This window comes from Sphingomonas arvum (assembly GCF_026013565.1).
Taxonomy (GTDB): Bacteria; Pseudomonadota; Alphaproteobacteria; order Sphingomonadales; family Sphingomonadaceae; genus Sphingomicrobium; species Sphingomicrobium arvum.
This window is the reverse complement of sequence record NZ_JAPDOB010000001.1, coordinates 520,326-539,541: the sequence shown is the minus strand read 5'-3', so window position 1 is coordinate 539,541 and position 19,216 is coordinate 520,326. Positions and strand designations below refer to the sequence as shown.

Annotated in this window: 11 protein-coding genes and 1 tRNA gene; 9 read left to right on the top strand and 3 right to left on the bottom strand. The window is 66.4% G+C overall.

The annotated features are described in order from the left end of the window. Positions 1–64: 64 nt before the first annotated feature. The 5 genes from OMW55_RS02645 to OMW55_RS02625 all read left to right on the top strand — a co-directional run bounded on the left by OMW55_RS02645 (position 65) and on the right by OMW55_RS02625 (position 5,199). Positions 65–247, top strand: coding sequence for a hypothetical protein (locus tag OMW55_RS02645; RefSeq protein ID WP_264880606.1), 183 nt, complete (start codon positions 65–67; stop codon positions 245–247). A gap of 69 nt (positions 248–316) precedes the next feature. After that, positions 317–1,438 carry an NAD(P)-dependent alcohol dehydrogenase gene (locus OMW55_RS02640; RefSeq protein ID WP_264880604.1) on the top strand — a complete coding sequence of 374 codons (1,122 nt, stop codon included), beginning with the start codon at positions 317–319 and terminating at the stop codon, positions 1,436–1,438. A gap of 132 nt (positions 1,439–1,570) precedes the next feature. Continuing rightward, complete coding sequence (locus tag OMW55_RS02635) at positions 1,571–1,783, top strand: hypothetical protein (RefSeq protein ID WP_264880602.1); 213 nt, start codon at positions 1,571–1,573, stop codon at positions 1,781–1,783. Between the two features lie 618 nt (positions 1,784–2,401). Then, the gene (gene hrpB, locus OMW55_RS02630; RefSeq protein ID WP_264880600.1) at positions 2,402–4,885 is read left to right on the top strand and encodes an ATP-dependent helicase HrpB; all 2,484 of its coding nucleotides are present in this window, start codon (positions 2,402–2,404) and stop codon (positions 4,883–4,885) included. A gap of 32 nt (positions 4,886–4,917) precedes the next feature. Beyond that, positions 4,918–5,199 carry an ETC complex I subunit gene (locus tag OMW55_RS02625; protein ID WP_264880599.1) on the top strand — a complete coding sequence of 94 codons (282 nt, stop codon included), beginning with the start codon at positions 4,918–4,920 and terminating at the stop codon, positions 5,197–5,199. A gap of 3 nt (positions 5,200–5,202) precedes the next feature. Here the strand turns inward: OMW55_RS02625 and OMW55_RS02620 are convergent, their stop codons facing one another. Next, positions 5,203–6,153, bottom strand: a complete 951-nt coding sequence (locus OMW55_RS02620; RefSeq protein WP_264880598.1) for a phosphodiesterase — start codon at positions 6,151–6,153, stop codon at positions 5,203–5,205. Between the two features lie 59 nt (positions 6,154–6,212). Here OMW55_RS02620 and wecB point away from each other — a divergent pair, with 59 nt between their 5' ends. Further along, complete coding sequence (gene wecB, locus OMW55_RS02615; protein WP_264880596.1) at positions 6,213–7,331, top strand: non-hydrolyzing UDP-N-acetylglucosamine 2-epimerase; 1,119 nt, start codon at positions 6,213–6,215, stop codon at positions 7,329–7,331. Positions 7,332–7,380: 49 nt separating this feature from the next. Beyond that, a tRNA-Glu gene (locus OMW55_RS02610) sits at positions 7,381–7,456 on the top strand. A 581-nt stretch (positions 7,457–8,037) separates the two neighbouring features. Here OMW55_RS02610 and OMW55_RS02605 read toward each other — a convergent pair. Next, positions 8,038–8,574 carry an RNA 2'-phosphotransferase gene (locus tag OMW55_RS02605; protein WP_264880594.1) on the bottom strand — a complete coding sequence of 179 codons (537 nt, stop codon included), beginning with the start codon at positions 8,572–8,574 and terminating at the stop codon, positions 8,038–8,040. Between the two features lie 253 nt (positions 8,575–8,827). On the opposite strand from OMW55_RS02605, the gene OMW55_RS02600 reads away from it, so the two are divergent. Together OMW55_RS02600 and OMW55_RS02595 are read left to right on the top strand one after the other, a co-directional pair. Next, entirely contained in the window at positions 8,828–10,477 is a 1,650-nt protein-coding gene (locus OMW55_RS02600) for a peptide chain release factor 3 (RefSeq protein WP_264880592.1), read from the top strand. 215 nt (positions 10,478–10,692) lie between these two features. Beyond that, positions 10,693–14,013, top strand: a complete 3,321-nt coding sequence (locus OMW55_RS02595) for an amidohydrolase family protein (protein WP_264880590.1) — start codon at positions 10,693–10,695, stop codon at positions 14,011–14,013. A 566-nt stretch (positions 14,014–14,579) separates the two neighbouring features. On the opposite strand, the gene OMW55_RS02590 is transcribed toward OMW55_RS02595, so the two are convergent. Further along, positions 14,580–19,106, bottom strand: coding sequence for a beta strand repeat-containing protein (locus OMW55_RS02590; RefSeq protein WP_264880588.1), 4,527 nt, complete (start codon positions 19,104–19,106; stop codon positions 14,580–14,582). Positions 19,107–19,216: the final 110 nt, after the last annotated feature.

Genomic DNA, 19,216 nt, shown 5'->3' with positions numbered 1-19,216 from the left:
TTTCCGCCCGTCCGACATCCGTCGGGCGGGCGTTTTCCTGCTGGCGCCAAGGAGTCCCCCGCGAATGTCGACCCTCCAATTCTACACCGAGCGCGCCGCCGAATGCCGCCGCGATGCCGACTCCGCCACCCTCGAGAACGTTCGCCAGCGCAATGCCACGGCCGCCGATGCGTGGGACGCCATGGCGCTCCGCATGCGCCGCGCCCAGCAACAGCGCGAAGTGAACGAGGCCGCCAAGCTAGGCTAACCGACGTAGGAACGATCGGCGCCCTGCTTGCTTGGGATTTCATCCCCCAAGCACAAGCGAGCCCCACTCATGGTCGACGCAATCGGTTACGCCGCCAAGCACAGTTTCAGCCGCCTGAAGCCGCTCCGCTTCCAGCGCGACGAGCCCAAGCCCCACGAGCTCCAGCTCGAGGTGCTCTATTGCGGCGTCTGCCACTCCGACATTCACCAGGTGAAGAACGAGTGGAGCAACACGGTCTACCCCTGCATGCCCGGCCACGAGGTCGTCGGCCGCGTCACCAAGGCGGCTGACGGGGGCAAGTTCAAGGTCGGCGACCTGGTTGGGGTCGGCTGCATGATCGACAGCTGCCAGTCCTGCGCACCCTGCCGCGAAGGCGACGAGAATTACTGCGAAGGCCCGAACAGCTGGCTCGCGACCTACAACGGCCCGATGATCCCGGCCAAGAAGGCGCCCACCGGTGAGAACATCTACGGCCGCGACAACACCTATGGCGGCTATGCGAACCTGCTGAACGTCCGCGAGGACTTCGCCATCCGCATCCCCGACAAGCTCAAACCGGAGGAGGCCGCGCCCATCCTGTGCGCCGGTGTCACCACCTTCTCGCCCATGCGCCATTGGGGCGTGAAGAAGGGCGACAAGGTCGGCGTGGTCGGCTTGGGCGGCCTCGGCCACATGGCCGTGAAGCTGGCGAAGGCGCTTGGCGCCGAGGTCACCGTCTTCACCACCTCGCCCGAAAAGAAGGCCGATGCCGAAGCGCTCGGGGCGACCCACGTCACCATCGAGAAGGAGGTCACGAGCAAGGCCGAGGAGCTCGCCACCACCCCCGGTACGTTCGATTTCATCCTGTCGACCGTGCCCGAGAAGCACGACATCAACGCCTTCGTTGCCCTGCTGAAGCGCGACAAGTCGCTGGTCATCGTCGGTGCGTTGGAGCCGATGGCGCCGGTCGACAACCAGGCCGTTGCCTTCCACCGCCGCTCCGTATCCGGCTCGCTGATCGGCTCCATCAGGGAGACGCAGGAGGTGATCGACTTCTGCGCCGAGCACGGCATCGCGCCGGAAATCGAGATCATCCCCATTCAGCAGATCAACCAGGCGATGAAAAAGGTCGAAAAGGGCGACGTCCGCTTTCGCTACGTGATCGACATGGCCTCGCTGAAGGACGAGGACGGCGGCGACGAGGACGAATAAGCCTCGGCCAAGGTGAACCGCGCTTCCGCCGTTCGTCGAATAGGCGGCGGCCGCGCGCTCACCGCCGGTTGCGAAATCCCGACTCTTCTGCTTGGAAACGCGCCATTCAACGGCAAGGTTCGGGAGTGAAGCATGGTTCGTAGCGCAGCGTTTGCAGCCCTGGTGGCCTCGGCCGCTCTCCTGTCCGCCTGCGCCCAGACCGCCGCCACCGAGCAGACCGCCGCCACCGCGGCTCCTGCCCAAAAGGCCCAGCCCAAGACCGCCAAGACCAAGAAAACCACCTGCCACGCCGACAACGACACCGGCTCCATTATCGGCGCCAGCGGCTGCCCCAGCCGTAACTGACCGGCAGCTCGGCGCCCGCAATCGGACGCCGGAGCCTTCAGCCAGGTTCAGCCGTCGTGTGTGCCCATGGTCTCGTCGCCACCCTGCACCACCGACGTGGCGACACCGCCTTCGGACTGGCAGGCAGACAGCAAGGCCGTGGCGCATAGCAGTGCGCAAACGCGTTCGCATAAGAGTTGGCGTTCACCGGGCGTCAACAGAGGGGTTTTTCCACTCGGTTAGGTTGCTCGGGCTTGTCCGCCACACTCAGGAACGGCCGGCTTCGCGCCAATCTGGCACGGGCTGATGCGCTCGCCTGGCGTACGGGCCGGCTATTCGAACATCGCCAGGACCACTGCCAACACGATCAGAAACACAAGGAAAATAAGGGCTTCCCGGAATACGCCACGCTCACTCATCGCTGCCCAACGCCTGCCCGTTGCTGTCGGGCCCTCTTCGGTGAGGTCAGGCCGACATAAATTTGTCCTACACGGCCCCGATCTGACATAGCCGCCGGGTGCCCGCGCCAGTTCGTCCGGCTAATGTCTCAATGATGACCATTCCTGACTTAACCGGGTCCGCGGACTGTAGGCGTTTAGGTGTCTCCTTTGTCGCCTTCCGCACAGCGCGACCCGCCCGATGACCGGGCCCGCGCTGCCGATCCACGCCGTCCTGCCCGACCTGCTCGTCGCCCTGCGCGACAACACCCGCGCCCTGCTGATCGCGCCCCCAGGCGCTGGGAAGACCACCAGCGTCGCCCCCGCCCTGCTTGGCCAGCCCTGGTGCGACGGCCAGGTCCTGCTGCTGGTCCCGCGCCGCCTCGCTGCTCGCGCCGCCGCCGAGTTTATGTCGCGCCAGCTGAGCGAGCAGCCCGGCGGCACGATCGGCTATCAGACCCGTCTGGACAGCCGCACGGGCCAGGCGACCCGTGTGGTCGTCATGACGCATGGCGTGTTCCTTGCTCGCATTCAGGCCGACCCGGAACTCGCCGGGATCTCCGCCGTGCTGTTCGACGAGGTGCATGAGCGCAGCCTCGACAACGACCTGGCGCTCGCTCTGACCCTCGACGCCGCCGCCGCCCTGCGCGATGATCTGCGCATCCTCGCCATGTCCGCGACCCTCGATGGCGAGCGCTTCGCCCGGCTGCTCGGTGACCCGCCGCGCATCGAGAGCGAGGGCAAGAGCTTCCCGCTCACCCTCCGTCACCTCGGCCGCGATCCCGCCGGCCGGATCGAACCGCAGGTCGCCGCCGCCTGTCGCCGCGCACTCGCCGAGCACCCCGGCTCGCTGCTCGCCTTCCTCCCCGGCGTGGCGGAGATCGAGCGCACCGCCGACGCGCTCGGGTCCCTGCCGCCGGACGTCGTCCTCCATCGCCTCCACGGCGGCGTCGACCCACGCGATCAGCGCGCCGCGCTCGCTGCGCCCGCATCCGGCACCCGCAAGCTGGTCCTCGCCACCAGCATCGCCGAGACCAGTGTCACGCTGGAGGATGTCGCGATCGTGGTCGACAGCGGCCTCGCCCGCCGCCCGCGCTATGACCGCGGCGCCGGCCTCACCCGCCTGGTCACCGAGCGGGCCAGCCGCGCCGCCGCCACCCAGCGCGCCGGCCGCGCTGCCCGCCAGCGGCCCGGCGTCGCCCTCCGCCTGTGGGAGGAAGCGGCGACCGCGGCCCTCCCGGCTCACGACCCGCCCGAGATCCTCGAAGCCGACCTGTCGAGCCTCCTCCTGACCTGCCTGCTATGGGGCGAGAACGACCCCAGCCGGCTGCCCTTCCTCGACCACCCGCCGGCCGCCGCGCTGGACGAGGCGCGTCGCCGCCTGACCGCCATCGGCGCAATCGACGCCGAGGGCCGGGTCACCGCCCATGGCCGCGCGGTCGCCCGGCTACCGCTCGAACCCCGCCTCGCCCACATGCTTCTCGAAGCCGCCGCACGCGGCTTCCCGCAGGTCGCCGCCGAAGCCGCCGTCCTCCTCACCGAACGCGGCCTCGGCGGCACCGACGCCGACCTCGAACTGCGCTGGCGACGCTGGCGCAGCGATCGCTCGCCGCGTGCTGAGGCGGCACGCGGTCTTGCCAAGAGGTGGACCCAACAGGTCCGCTCGTCCCGAGCGGAGGCCGAAGGCCGCAGTCGCGGGGCGCTTGAACCAACCGGTTCTAACCTCGCGCTAGCCGTTGCCCTCGCCTTCCCCGATCGCGTCGCCCGCCGCCGCGATCCTTCCGGCCAGCGCTGGCAGTCTGTCGGCGGTCGCGGCTTCCGGCTCGACCCCGCCTCCTCGCTCGCCCGCGCCGAATGGCTGGCCGTGGCCGAAGTCGCCGGCGCGGCGGCGGGCGCCCGGATCCTCGCCGCGGTTGAAGTGGACGAAGTGGACACACTAACGTTTTTCGCCGACCGCATCGTTACCGGCCACGACGGCGCCTTCGACCCTGCCACCGGGGCAGTCACCCCGACCCGTTCGCGCCGGCTCGGCAGTATCCGCCTGTCGACCGGTCCCGACCCCAAGCCCGACCCAGCCGCGATCGAGGCCGCATTGGTCGAGGGGGTCCGCACCTACGGGCTCGACCTGCTGCCTTGGACGGACGGCGCCCGCCAGCTCCGCGCCCGCGCCGCCTTCGCCCGCGAGCACGATCCGGCCATTCCATCGCTCGACGACCAGGCCCTGCTCGACCGCCTCGACGAGTGGCTGCCGCCGTTGGTCGCGGGCAAGCGCCGCCTGCGCGACATCGACCTGGGCGCGCTCCGCCAGGCACTCGACAACCTGCTGGGGTACGAAGCCGCTCGCACCGTCGACCGCTTGGCCCCGCCCGACTTTGGCTCCCCCGCCGGCAGCCGCCATGCCATCGATTACCTTGCGCCCGGCGGCCCGATGGTCGAGGTCCGCGCCCAGGCGCTGTTCGGCCTTGCCCAGCATCCTATGCTCGCCGGCGGCCGAGTGCCGCTGACCCTCGCCATCACCTCGCCGGCTGGCCGCCCGATCCAGACCAGCCGCGACCTGCCCAGCTTCTGGGCCGGCAGCTGGCGCGACGTCGCCAAGGAGATGCGCGGCCGCTATCCCCGCCACCCCTGGCCCGACGACCCAGCCGCCGCCCCACCAACGCTGCGCACCAAGCGGGCGAGCGCTTGATTTCCCCAGCGCCATCCGCCACCTCCCGCCCCATGGCTACCGCGCGCATTCTCGAGACCGAACGCAAGACCACTCAGTCCGGCCGGGCCAAGGCCGGCAAGTGGACGCTGGAATTCGAAAGCGCGCGGCCGCAGGCGCACGACCCGCTGACCGGCTGGGTCGGCGCCGCCGACACCCGCACCCAGGTCCGCTTGGCCTTTCACACCAAGGAAGCGGCGATCGCCTATGCGGAAAAGCACGGGCTCGACTACCACATCGTCCCCGCCCCGCCGGTGAAGCTCAAGCTTCAGGCCTACGCCGACAACTTCCGCTAAGGGCTAGCCGGTCCCGCGTTCCTTCAGAAACGCGCGCATCATCGGCTGCAGGTTGCTGTTATAGGTCGCCAGCACGTGGCGCGGACCGGCCACCTCGAAGTGGGTCAGCAGCCGCTCGCCATCCCAATTGTGCAGGGCATAGGCTGGCGGATCGGCGATGATCAGCGCCCGCCCGTCGGGGTAGGTCGGGTCGACGTCTTCTAGATCCAGCGCGATCTGCGGCGCCGTTGACGGCGCGACAACCAGCGGCTTGCCGGCGAAGGTGGCGGCGATCGGCCGGTGAACATGGCCGCACAGCATGGCCCTGACCTGCCGCGCTGGCTCCACGACCGCCCGCAGCCGCTCCACCCACGCCTCGCCTGGCAGCGCACTCATCCACGGAATGCCGGTATCCAGCGGGGGGTGGTGCAGCATCAGCAGGGTCGGCTGGTCAGTCCGCTCCGCCAGCCGCTCCGCCAGCCAGCCCGCGCGGGCCTCGCAGAAGGCACCGCCGTGCCGCCCCTCGTCCAGTGTATCGAGCACGATGAACCGCACGCCACCATGCTCTACCTCATATTGAACAAACCCGTTCGGATCGCGCGGCACCTGCGGCAGCTCCGCCGAGAACGCCGCCCGCCCATCGTGATTGCCGACTGCGAACAGCGTCGGCCCTTCGAACCGCCCGACGAGGGCATGGGCGTGATCGTAGGCGTGCGGGTCGTCGGAATGCTCGACCAAGTCGCCCGACACGATCAGCAGGTCCGGCCGGGGCCGCAGTTCGCGGATCTGGTCGACCACCATGTTCAATCGGCGCACGTTGAGTTCATGCGGATTGCCGCGGTCGAAGCCGATGTGGAGATCCGTGATGTGCGCGATCAGCATGACCGCCCACCGTTGCCCGAATGCATCGCTTACCCCCGTCCGAACTGCCCCGCGGCAGGTATAGCCGTTCCACCGGTAATCACCAGTTGCCACGCGCAACCTTTGGCTCCACGCTGGCTGGTGCCGGATCGCTCTCGGGGGGAGCATGCCCGGTGTTCGTTGCGCCCTTAACCATCGTTGTCGGCACTCGGCCGGAAGCCATCAAGCTTGCGCCAGTGACGCTGGCGCTGGAACAGGCCGGCCTCCACCCGCAGCTGCTGCTGACCGGCCAGCATCCGCGGCTTGACCTTACCGCACTCGGGCTCGGCGACCTGCCGACCCGGCAGCTGCACCGCAAGGCGGGCGCCGATCCGCACGCCTATGCCGATGCGCTCGCGGCAGCGATTGGTCGGGAACTCAACGCGGTGCGCCCGGCCCTGGTGATCGTCCAGGGCGACACGGCAAGCGCCCTTGGCGGTGCCCTCGCCGGCTTTCGCACCGGCGTGCCCGTCGCGCATGTCGAAGCGGGCCTGCGGACCTTCGATCCCGCCCTGCCCTGGCCCGAGGAGGACAATCGGGTCACCATCGATGCGGGCGCCGAGCTGCTGTTCGCGCCGACCGAGACCAGCGCCGCCAACCTGCGCGCGGAAGGGGTACCCGGAACCATTCACATCACCGGAAATACCGGCATCGATGCCCTGCGCCGACAAGTCGGCGACCTGCCGCTGCGGCGACCTCGCGCGGGCGGGCTGCCGCGCCTGCTGGTTACCTGCCACCGACGCGAGAACTGGGGCACTGCCTTCCTGCCGATCGCGCTGGCGCTTCTCGAACTCGCCCGTTCGCCATGGCTGGGCATCGACGTGGTGCTACACCCCAACCCGCAGCAGGCCAGCGTCATGCGCGACCTGCTGGCCGGAAATACCCGTGTCCGGCTGCTCCCACCGCTCGACTACCCCGGCATGATCCAGGCCATGCTGCAGGCCAGCGTCATCCTGAGTGACTCGGGCGGCGTGCAGGAGGAGGCGCCCGCGCTTGGTGTTCCGCTGCTGGTTCTCAGGTCTAAGACCGAACGTCCGGAAGGCATCGCTTCCGGAAACATGAAGCTCCTCGGGCGCGAGACGCAGCTCATCGTGACGGAGGTCAAGCGGCTGCTCGACGACCCCGACCATTATGCGTCCATGGCGACCCCGTCCCTGCCGTACGGCGATGGCCATGCGGCCGGGCGCATCGTGCAGTCGATCGCTCTCTGGCTGCCTGCACGGCACCGCGACGCCGTCCGGCTGCGCGCATGATTGACGAAGCCGCCAAGCCCCGCCATATGCCCCGCCTCGCCGCCGCGCTGGCCCCTTCGTCTAGCGGTCTAGGACGTCGCCCTCTCACGGCGAAAACACGGGTTCGAGTCCCGTAGGGGTCACCAATCTTTTCAGGCACTTCGCTGGCACGCTCAGCCTAACGCTTGGTCTCAGCGAAGATGCACCAGCGGTCCGGTGCGGACATGAACGGTTTCGCGATCGATCGCCCCAAATATCTGGTTGGATGACGTTGTTGCCCACTCCTCTCTTGAGATCCGAACGTCAGGCTTTTAGCAGATTTTGGCCATAAGTTGCTTGGGCCGCGTGAGCGTATCCGCTTTCAGCCAGGATCATGTTCCCGCAGGCACTTACCTGATCGATCATGTTGTCATCGTGGAGCGACACTTAGCTTGATACCATGACCTGAGTTTTGCTGCCGACAGCCTTTGCGGCAAACCTTGCGACTATGAAGTTCAGATCTTTTATGGCGGCCGAGATGTCGGCGGGAATGGCTTCAGCAGCCGGCACGACAAGAAACGCTTTTTCCGAAGAACCCGGGCGTTAACGGAGTGCGTAATCAACTGGCCAAGCGCGGCAAAGCCCCTGTCAATGCGCTGCTCCATCAGGAGGCCGGAAAGGTCGGCAGAATACACAGCAGTCGGCGAGCTAATGTCCGGAGTGGTTTGAAAGCGGACGTCGGCCTTCTTCAGGGGAGCAACACAAGGTAGGCCGCAGGAACATGGTCGGCCAGCCACACGCCATTGCTGGACATGCGGAACTCGAAACCCTCAGCCGTCATCCTGCGGGCTGCGATTTCGAGGATGACAGCACGGCCCTTACGGGCGCCCACGGCTCGCGCGGTCTGGACTGTTGGGGACAAGTGGACGTGGTGCCTTGCGCCGGGCAGCAAGCCGTCCTCTAGGATCGCGGGCAGGAACTTCTCGGTCGTTCCGTGGAAGAGTAACTTGGGTGGCGAGGCAACAGGCCAGTCTCCCTCGACCGTGATCGAGTGGCCCTGCCGAGCACGGATGCGGTTGCCATCCTCCGACAATTCGAACCGCTGCTTATCGTTCTCGTTAACGAGCGCTTCGAGTTCGGCATAGGTAGTCGGCAACCGCTGGGCGGCGAGCGCTTCCAGGATTACGCCAGTCGGCGCCCATCCGGCCGCGTCGAGCTGCAGACCGGCAGCGTCGGGAGCATGTCTTAACCAGTAAGCCAGGCGCTTCGACTTTCGAATGTTCACCACCGGTCCGTAACTAGGCTGTCTTCCCTCGGAGATCAGCAAGGGGCGGATACCCGGACATAAGCCGGTCGCCCCTACGACGGCTTTGGCCGACAGAGGATCGTCCGCTTGTGGCGTAATCCGCTAAAACTCAGACATTGCCAGCAGTCAGGCCTCGGGCGCTAACCCGATCGAGCGCTTCGCGTAAGTGCGGCCTTGCTCTAAGCGGGAGCCGAAGAATCACCCGGCGCAAGTTCCCGTCGGTCAGGAGTCCATGTTGAGTCTCGAAAATCCCCCGGTCGGCGAGGCCGTTCGCGCGAGCACCGACCATCCAACTTCAAATTCAACGTCGTTCAGCGAGCTGGAGCGGCGAACATTCGCCATCATCTCGCATCCCGACGCCGGCAAGACCACGCTTACCGAGAGCCTGCTGCAAGCCGCCGGAGCAGTCCACGAAGCTGGAGAGGTGAAGGCGCGTGGTGATCGCCGCCGAGCTCGGTCCGACTGGATGAAGATCGAGCAGCAGCGCGGCATCTCAGTGACCAGCTCTGTCATGACGTTTCAGCGGTCGAACATCCTCTTCAATCTCCTGGACACACCTGGGCACCAGGACTTCTCCGAAGATACCTACCGAACCCTGACAGCAGTTGATTGCGCGATCATGGTGATCGACGCCGCAAAAGGCATCGAGCCGCAGACCCGCAAGCTGTTCGAGGTATGCCGACTGCGCAACGTTCCCATCATCACCTTCATCAACAAAGTGGATCGGGAAGGACTGAGTCCATTCACGCTCCTCGACGAGATCGCCGAAGTCCTTCAACTTGATGTCAGTCCGCAGAATTGGCCAACCGGCATCGGTGGTCTATTCCACGGCCTCTATGATCTGCGGCGGGCTCAGCTGCTGGTCGCCGACCGTAGCGATGGTGTCGTGCCAGGGCGATGGTTCGATACCAGCGGTATCGATGATCCAGCCATTGCCGAGGTCATCCCGGCACCGGCGGTCGAGAGTCTGCGCGAAGACGGCGGCCTGGCCGTAGCATCCTATCCTGCCTTCGATCTCGCTGCCTTCCAGCAAGGCGACCTCACACCCGTGATCTTCGGCAGCGCGCTGAAGGCTTTCGGAGTCGAGCAACTCCTCGACATACTCGCCGATGATGGACCGCCGCCGCAGGCACAACCGGCCAGGCCCGCGCCAGTGACACCCGACGAGCCGCGGCTCACCGGCTTTGTGTTTAAGGTGCAGGCGAACATGGATCCCAACCACAGGGACCGGGTCGCCTTCGTTAGGATCTGCTCCGGAAAGCTCCAGCGTGGCATGAAGGTGCTGAACACCCGGCAGGGCAAACCCATGGCTCTGCACAACCCAATCACATTCTTCGCACGGGACCGTGAGCTTGCGCACGGAGCGGTCGCCGGCGACATCGTCGGCATACCGAACCACGGCATTCTCCGCGTGGGCGATACGCTAACGGAACGAGGCGACGTGACCTTCACCGGGCTGCCCGACTTCGCACCAGAGATCTTGCGGCGAGTGCGGTTGGGCGATCCAATGAAGGTGAAGCAAATGCGCCGGGGATTGTCTGATCTCGCCGAGGAAGGCGTGATCCGCCTGTTCAAGCCCCTGATTGGCTCGCAATGGATCGTCGGGGTTATTGGCGAGCTGCAGCTCGATGTCCTGCAGACCCGGCTTGAGCAGGAGTATGGAGTCAGCCTCGATTTCGAACCGTCACCCTACGAAGTGGCGCGCTGGGTTCGTTCAGATGATCCGGCGCTGCTCAAGAGACTGACGGAAACGCTTCGCTCCAACATGGCTGACGATCAAGACGAGGTGCCCGTCCTGCTAGCTCGCAACGCTTGGGAGTTCGGACGCTTTCAGCAGGACTGGCCGGGGATCATCTTTAGCGCCGTGCGCGAGCGCAACTAGATGGAGGCAAGAGCTGGCCGAAAGCAGACCATCTGCTTTCAAACAGACAGGTGGCCCAACCGAAGATGATCCCGGTAAGCGGCCGGATTCTTGAAAGCGTGCGTTCCGAGGTTCGGCAAAGGGTGAAGATCGGATCGGCACAGCCAAGCCAGTCTTGCCAACTTCGTTACGTCGCGCCAGCGTGGGCTAGCTTCGCTCCTTCTCAAGGTCTTCAGATGATCCGCGGCTCAATCCTCAGTTGTCTCCTGCTTGCCTCGACGTCGCTCGCCCATGCGCAGGAGCAGAGCGAGACTCGAACCTCCCCAAGCCAAGCGGCAAGTGAGCACCTCGCGCCCCAGACGCCGCAAAGCCCTGCAAGCGCCAGCCCCGCCGCACCCAAGTGGAACGTCGAGTATCCGCGGGGGCTGACCCTCCGCAAGGTCCGCATCGACACGGACGAGGGCACGTGGATGAACGTCGACGTCTCGCCCGATGGATCGCGCGTTGCGTTCGACATGCTCGGCGACGTCTACATCATGCCGATCAACGGCGGCACCCCGACCCGTATCGCCGAAGGGCTCTCCTACGAGCAGCAGCCGCGCTGGTCCCCAGATGGCACTCGGATCGCGTTTGTGTCGGACCGTGGCGGCGGGGACAACATCTGGATCATGAACGCCGACGGCTCCAACAAGCGGCAGCTGACAAAGGAGGACTTCCGGCTCCTGAACCAGCCCAGCTGGAGCCCGGACGGCCGCTACATCGTGGCTAAGAAGCATTTCACGACCACCCGCTCGCTCGGCACCGGGGAAGTGTGGCTGTACCATGTCGATGGCGGAACCGGCGTGCAGCTGGTCAAGCGAGTGAACGAGAAGCACCAGAAAGAATTGGGCGAGCCGATCTTCGCCGCCGACGGCCAGAGCGTTTATTTCACGCGCAACATCACGCCCGGGGGCGTCTTCCAGTACGCGCAGGATTCCAATGGCGAGCTGTTTGCGATCGAACGCTATGAGCTGGATACGGGTGAAACCCATCGTGTGACCGCCGGCAACGGCGGCGCCGTTCGCCCGACACCTTCGCCAGACGGCAAGTATCTCGCGTTTGTCCGCCGGGAACGTGCCAAGTCGAAGCTTTATGTACGCGACCTTGCCAGCGGCAACGAGCGCAAGGTCTACGACCTGCCGGACCAGGACATGCAGGAGACCTGGGCGGTCACCGGCGTCTACCCGAACATGGATTGGACAGCCGACAGTCGTGAGGTCGTGCTGTGGGCGGGCGGCAAGCTCCGCCGAGTGCCGGTGAGCGGCGGGGCGCCGCGCGACATCCCTTTCCGGGTGGCCGATGACCGGGTTGTGGCCGAGTCACTGCACCCGACAGTGGATGTCGCCCCCGACAGCTTCCAGACGAAGATGGTGCGCTGGGCGCAGGTGTCGCCTGACGGTCGGTCGGTCGTATTTGAAAGCCTCGGCAAGCTATGGGTTAAGCCCGCGCCTGGCGGGGAGGCCCGCCGGCTGACGCGCGGCCAGCAAGCCTCGTTTGAAGCTTGGCCGAGCTGGTCTCGTGACGGCCGCTCCATCGCCTTCGTCAGCTGGACCGATGCTGGTTTGGGACGCATCATGGCCACGCCGGCTCGGGGCGGAAGCGCGCGTGCGGTCACCAGTGAGCCCGGTCACTATTCCTTGCCCCGCTTTTCACCGGACGGCCGCACCATTGCCTTCGAGGCGCGGTCGGGCGGCGGCGTAACTTCGGACAAGTGGGGACGTGACTCCGGCGTCTACATCGTGGCCACGAACGGGGGCGCGCCTCAACTCGTCCGGCGTGATGCCAGTAACCCGCAGTTCGGCTCCGCCAACGACCGGCTGTTCGCGACGGTGCAAGCCGACGACAAGCTTCAGCTGGTCAGCATGGACCTGACCGGTGAGCGCCGCCGGGTCCATGCGTCCGGCGACCTCACCAGCGACTTCGAAGTCTCGCCTGACGGTCACTCCGTCGCCTTTCGCGAGAATTACGAAGCCTTCCTGATGCCGCTCCTTCCGGGCGCGCAGGACGTCACGGCAGCGACCGACAAGGGCGCGCTTCCGGCGGTGCGCCTCAGCACGGGTGGCGGTGACTTCATCCACTTCTCGCAGGGCGGCGCGCGCGTGCATTGGAGCATCGGTCCCTCCCTTTATACGGCCGATACCCGCAACCAATATGCCGGGAGCTACAAGGCGCCCGCGAGCGCACTGAGCTTGTCCCAGACTGTCCGCGCCAGCAAGCCTGCCGGAGCGGTCGCGCTGACCGGCGCCCGCATCATCACCATGCGCGGAGATGACGGTGGCATCATCGAGGATGGCGTCATTCTGATTCGCGGAGACCGGATCGCTGCCGTTGGCACGCGCGCCGAGGTGCCCGTGCCGGCCGGAACCCCGACCGTGGACGTCGGTGGAAAGACGATCGTTCCTGGGTTCATCGACGCTCACGCGCACGGCCCGCAGGGCGAGAACGGCTTCGTGCCGCAACAGAACTGGTCGACCATGGCAAACCTGGCGCTGGGCACGACCACCATTCACGACCCGTCGAACCGTGCTTCGGAAGTCTTCGCCGCGTCCGAAATGCAGCGAGCCGGCCTGATCCTTGCCCCCCGCATCTTCTCCACGGGCGAGATCATCTACGGCGCCAAGGCGGCGGGTGCGTTCGCTGACGTCGGCAAGTTCGACGATGCGCTAGCCCACGTGCGCCGCCTGAAGGCGCAAGGGGCATGGAGCGTCAAGAATTACAATCAGCCCCGGCGCGAGCAGCGGCAGATGGTCGTCGCCGCCGCTCAGGCGGAAGGTATGCTGGTAGTTCCGGAGGGCGGCTCGCTGTTCAACATGGACATGAGCCTGATCCAGGACGGCAACGCCACGATCGAGCACAACGTCCCGGGCAGCACCTTCTACAATGACGTGCTCCAGATGTGGTCTCAAACCAAGACCAACTACACGCCGACGCTAGTGGTCACCTACGGCGGTCCGGCGGGCGATCCTTACTGGCGTTCGCACACCAACGTGTACGAGCAGCCACTGCTCAAGGCGCACATCCCGCCCGGAACTCTGGCGGCGGCCAACGCTCGGCGTGAGATCGCCCCGGAAGAAGATTACTCAGACACCTGGTCGGCTCGTGAGGCCCGCAAGCTCGCTGATCGCGGCATCCAGGTGAGCATCGGTGCGCACGGCCAGCAGGACGGCATCGGCGCGCATTGGGAGATGTGGAGCTTCGTAAAGGGTGGCTGGACTCCGCTTCAGGCGCTGCAGGCCGCGACAGTGAACCCGTCCCGCACGCTGGGCCTCAACCGCGACCTGGGCTCGCTCGAGGTTGGCAAGCTGGCGGACCTGGTCGTGCTCGACGCCAATCCGCTCGACAACATCCGCAACACTGAGCGCGTGGCGCAAGTCATGCTTGGCGGTCGCCTGTACGACGCCGCGACGCTCAACGAGCGGGTGACCGGCAACCGGCAGCGCCAGCCCTACTGGTGGGAGCTGAGCAACGAACCGCTTCCCGGCCGGGCCTCAGCGGAGGTGCACAGCCACAAGCAGTAGAAGTGGAACCGATGGCTCGCCCCGGTGGGCCTACTGGAACTACTCAGCGGCGGGCTTCGCGCCTGCACCACGGATCGGGTGCGGGGAGGCCGCAGCGGTGTGGGCGGCAGTTCGTGTGACCGCGGCAAGCCTGTTCCCATTCCACTATGTGACTGGTCCGGTGTCAGAACTAGACCGCAAACCCGCCGGCATCCCTGATCGGTCTCGGCCATGACAGGCGAACCCGCCACAGCCGCCCCAGCACCAGCGGATCCCTTCGCGGCAAGCGGGTTCTCGTCAACGGCGCTGCGAGCGCTGTCAATCAGGTCGGCCTCGAACGCCTGACGGGCTTGATCGCCTTCGCGCTTGTGGAGCTCGTCGGGAGCTACACCGCGGCCGCGCGCTCATTGGGCATCTGGCTTCCCAGGTGCTTGGTCACATTTAAGCGGCAACGATCGGATCAGACGGCCGCGCTACTATTGCGCCAAGCCGCCCAGCTCCGGATCCTTGCAGGCCGGCTCGGTTTCCGTGAAGTCGAGGTGGAACCGGCCGCCCGGCCCCACCCAAACGGCTGCCCCCAGGCGACCTCAGATCAGGTAGATGTCGCTGGCCGCGAGCGTCGGCTGACCGCTCAGGACCGCGATCGTGACGGCCGCGCCCGCTCCCGAGCCATCGGCATCGTAGATCAGGGCACCGGTGGACGCGTCGTAGAGAAGGTGCTGGTTGGTCGACGTAGCCACCTTGCCGAATGTGAGCTCGCCAGCGCCCATCTGTCCGCCACCGTAGCCGGCAAGGCCGGCAAAGGCGCTGAGGCTCAGCTCCAGATGGTCGACGCCCGACACGAAGTCCTTGATCGTATCCTTGTCGGCGATCGTCGTGAGCAGGTCGAATACGAATGTATCGGCGCCCCCGCCGCCCGTCAGCGTGTCGGCCCCGCCGCCGCCGGTCAGCCGATTGGCACCCGCGTCACCGGTGAGCGTGTCCCCGTAAGCTGAGCCAAGCAGGTTCTCGATACCGATCAGGGTGTCGAAGCCGGACCCGCCGGTGTTCTGCGCGCCGGACACCGCCAGGCTGACCTTCACGCCGGCGGTCGCATCGACATAGCTTCCGGTGTCGTTGCCCAACCCGCCGTCCAGCGTGTCGTTGCCGGCGCCGCCGTTCAGCACGTCGTTGCCGTCGAGTCCCCGCAGGACGTCGTTGCCGGCAAGGCCCTTCAACGCATCGTCGAAGTTGCTGCCCGTCAGCGTGTCGGCGCCGGCCGTGCCGGTGAAGGTGCCGGCGCCAAGCACGATCGCCGGCGTCACCGAGCTGGTGACGCGTTCAAGGACGCCGCCACCGTCCGTGTAGCTGGCCGTCACGCTGATCAGGTGATTGAGGTCGTTTGCCGCGATTACGTAGCTCTGGCCCGTGGCGCCGATGATTGGCCTGCCGTCGAGCAGCCATTGATAAAACACGGGTCCAAGCCCGTCCGCGTCGGCGATGGTTGACGAGGCGCGAAGTTGCTGCCCTGTGGCGGGGGTGCCAGCAATCGTGACCCCGCCGGTCGGCGCGTCATTCACCGCATCGACAGTGTAGCCGAGCGACGCGGCAAGGCTTCCGCCATGCCCGTCCACGACGTTGTAGCTGAGCGTCACCGGACCGTTAGCGTCGCGGGCTTGGGTGACCGTCCAAGTGCCATTGCCGTTGTTCACCACCGACCCGCGGCTGGCGGTCAGGCCGGCGACCGCAAGGGCATCGCCGTCGACGTCGGTGAACCCGGCCAGCAGCTGGGCGGCGCTCACCGTGTAGGCGACGTCCTCGGTCCCATTGGCGAGGACCGTCGGCGTGGCAGGCGCAATCGGCGCGTCGTTCACCGCATCGACCGTGTAGCCGACCGACGCGGCAAGGCTTCCGCCATGCCCGTCCACGACGTTGTAGCTGAGCGTCACCGGACCGTTAGCGTCGCGGGCCTGGGTGACCGTCCACGTGCCATTGCCGTTGTTCACCACCGACCCGCGGCTGGCGGTCAGGCCGGCGACCGCCAGCGCGTCGCCGTCGGCGTCCGTGAAACCGGCCAATAGCTGGGCGGCAGTTACCGTGTAGGCGACGTCCTCGGTGCCGTGGTCCAGCACCGCCTGCGCGCCCGTCAGTGCGGGGCCATCGTTCACTGCCTCGATCTCGTAAGTGAGTGAGGCCGCCACTGACCCGCCACGACCATCCACGACGCGGTAATCGAGCGTCACCGTCCCGTTGCCGTTGGCAGGCATCATAATGGTCCAGCTGCCGTCACCATTGTCTTGGACGGTGCCGCGACCAGTGGTGAGATCCGCGACCGACAACGGGTCACCATCCACGTCCGTGAAGCCTGACAGGAGCTGCGCGGCGGAAACGGTGTAGGCGACGTCTTCCGAGCCGTTCGGGAGTGCCGCGGGCTGTCCCGCCTGGATAGGGTTGTCGTTGACCGGCTGGACCATGAAGGTGCGCGTTGCAGTGACAGCGCCGCCGTTGCCGTCCACGACATCGTAGCCAAGCGTCACCGGGCCATTTGCGTCGGGCGCCTGGGTGATGGTCCAGCTGCCGTCGCCGTTTCGGGTGATGGTGCCGGAATTGCCCATCAGGTTGGCGACCGAGAGGGTGTCGCCATCAACGTCATTGAAGCCCTCGAGCAGCTGCGCTGCGGTCACCGCGTACGGGGCATCCTCAGTGCCGGAGGCCAATGCCGCCTGGACTCCGCTGAGAACGGGCGCGTCGTTCACCGCGGTGATGACGTACCGGAGGGACGCATCGACGCTGCCGCCGTGACCGTCGACCACGCTGTAGCCGAGCGCAACGATACCGTTGACGTCGGCGGCCTGCCTGACCGTCCAGGTGCCGTCCCCATTGTCGGTCACCGTGCCGCTGCTTGCCGACAGGTTGGCGACAGACAGCCCGTCACCGTCGACGTCGCTGAAGCCCGCCAGCAGGTCCGCCGCGGTGACGGTGAACGCCTGATCCTCGACAATGGTCGGCAGGGTGGCTGGCGTTCCGGACAGGACCGGCGCATCGTTCAGCGGATTGACCGTGAGACTGACCGTGGCCGGCGCGCTGTCCAGCGCCCCATCGCCAGCCTTGAAGCTGAACGCGTCGGTGCCGTTGAAGTCGGCGTCCGGCGCATAGGAATAGGTGCCGTCCGGGTTGAAAGTAAGCGTTCCATGCTGCGGCCCGCTAACCAGGGCGTAGCTCAGCACGTCGCCGTTCGGGTCCGTTGCGGCGACGCTGCCGCTGATCACCGCGTCCTCGTTGCCGGCGTTGGCCGACGCGCTTGCCACGGGAGCGGCGTTCGCGACCAGGGCGAGCAGCGAGCCACCGGCGCCGTCGCTCGTAATGGCGAAGCGGCTGCCGCTGAAGTCCTGGGCTGGGTCAAGCTGGATGGTCAGCGACCCGTTCGCGCCGGTGACCGTCAGGACATTCCCGGCCCCTAACGTCGCGCTGGTCGCGACGAACCCCGCAAGATCAATCCGATCCTCGGCCGAGAAGCCAGTCAGCCTGGCGCTCAGGCCGCCGAGCGTGAACGCGCCCGCGCCGAGTTTCAGCGTCTGGGCGTTCTCGATGAACCTGATCTCGGCGCCCCCGAGGCTGGCGTTGACGTCAAGGGTCGCCAGCGTTCCGTAGACGGTGGAGCCCAGCACGATCGTTTCGACGCCCGTCAGGGCGCCGTTGATCGTGCCGCTGCTGACAACGGTGATGGAGTCGGTACCCGCGCCGCCGTCCACGGTTCCGACGGTGCCCACCAGCAGGCTCAGGCTGTCGTCGCCAGCACCAAGGGAGATGGCACCGTTGATCACGCCATAGTTGACGATCTGGTCATTGCCGCCGTCGGTCGAGATACTGCCGTTGATCGCTTTGTAGTTGTAGATGGTGTCGCCGAACGATCCGGTGATCGAGATGGCTTCCCCATTTTGACCCGTGATCGTCCCGTAATTGATGACTCGAACCGCGGCGAAAGCGCTGCCCCCGAAGCCGTCGTCGATCGTGATCGCGCGCTGGCTGCTGACGATCAGGCCCGAACTGTAGTTGTAGATCTGCCCGCCGCCAGCCGAGATCGCCTCGGTCAGCCCGGTGGTGCCGCCCCCAATGGCGCTGATGGTGCCACCATTATCAAGGGAGATCAGCCCGCCGACGTGGATCGCGTCCCCATCGGTTCCCGCGGCAGCGTTGCCGGTGATCGACGCGCCGGAATTGCTGGTGATCGAACTCGTCACCGTGGCCGCCGTGTCGAGCCGGATTCCGCTGCCCGCCTGGCCGGTGATCGCCCCGCTGTTGCTAATCGTCACGGCCTGCGTGCCAGTGATGCCGTGGCGCGCACCGATGATCTGCCCGCCCGCCAGGTTGTTGACGGCGCCCCGGGCGTTGTCCCCGAAATCGATCGCGTCGTTGCCGGTAGAGGATGCATCGAAGTTGCGGCTGCGGATGGTACCCGAGTTGACGATCTTCGTGCCGCGCCCGCCACGGATCGCGTCCGAGTCGGCAGCTTCGATCGTCGCGCCGGCATTGTTTGTGACCGTCACCCGGTTGTCGACGGACGCGATCACCTCAGACAGATCGATGGCCTGGCCGCTGGCCGCCCCGACCGCCTTGATCGTTCCGCTATTGGTTATTGCGATCGTTCCGGTGAATGCGGAGCCGGCAATCGCGCTGCCGAAATGGAACCCATCGTCCGTGCTTTGCAGCGAGGAACCGGTGTTGTTGGTGAACGAGAAACTGGCGAGGCCCTGATATTCCTGGATGTCGAATCCGCGGCCCGCGTTGGCCTGGATGAGGCCACTATTGCTGATCGTGATCTTGCCGCCCGCGATCGATGCCTGGACACGCATGACGTCGGTCGCCGCGATGATCGAGGCACCTGCCTGGTTGCGCAGGTCGAAGCTGGTTGCGGCCGTGGCGGCCGTCACGCCAGTGTCGAACACCCGGCCGTTCAGCGATTCGATCAGTCCGTAATTGTCGACCCGCACGCCGCTGCTGCTGGGCGTCGCGAAGCTCCAGGTGACCACCGGTCCGTTGGCGCGGTACTTGGCCGTGGCCGAGCTGACCCACAGCAGTTCGGTGCCAGCCAAGGTACGCTGCGTCGAATCCGACCCCGAAATAATGACTGTCATGGCTCCCCCGGCTCGCCGGGCCCGCGTGTCGTTCGGCCGGTCGAGCCACGGATAATCGCTGGTATTTGCGGCTGATCAACAAACAGAGGTGGTTAACACTTCGAAGATTT

Excerpts from the sequence above, each read along its gene's own strand:
- OMW55_RS02640 (WP_264880604.1), top strand. The coding sequence starts at position 317 with ATGGTCGACGCAATCGGTTACGCCGCCAAGCACAGTTTCAGCCGCCTG.
- OMW55_RS02635 (WP_264880602.1), top strand. The coding sequence starts at position 1,571 with ATGGTTCGTAGCGCAGCGTTTGCAGCCCTGGTGGCCTCGGCCGCTCTC.
- hrpB (WP_264880600.1), top strand. The coding sequence starts at position 2,402 with ATGACCGGGCCCGCGCTGCCGATCCACGCCGTCCTGCCCGACCTGCTC.
- OMW55_RS02600 (WP_264880592.1), top strand. The coding sequence starts at position 8,828 with ATGTTGAGTCTCGAAAATCCCCCGGTCGGCGAGGCCGTTCGCGCGAGC.
- OMW55_RS02595 (WP_264880590.1), top strand. The coding sequence starts at position 10,693 with ATGATCCGCGGCTCAATCCTCAGTTGTCTCCTGCTTGCCTCGACGTCG.
- OMW55_RS02625 (WP_264880599.1), top strand. The coding sequence starts at position 4,918 with ATGGCTACCGCGCGCATTCTCGAGACCGAACGCAAGACCACTCAGTCC.
- OMW55_RS02645 (WP_264880606.1), top strand. The coding sequence starts at position 65 with ATGTCGACCCTCCAATTCTACACCGAGCGCGCCGCCGAATGCCGCCGC.
- OMW55_RS02590 (WP_264880588.1), bottom strand. The coding sequence starts at position 19,106 with ATGACAGTCATTATTTCGGGGTCGGATTCGACGCAGCGTACCTTGGCT.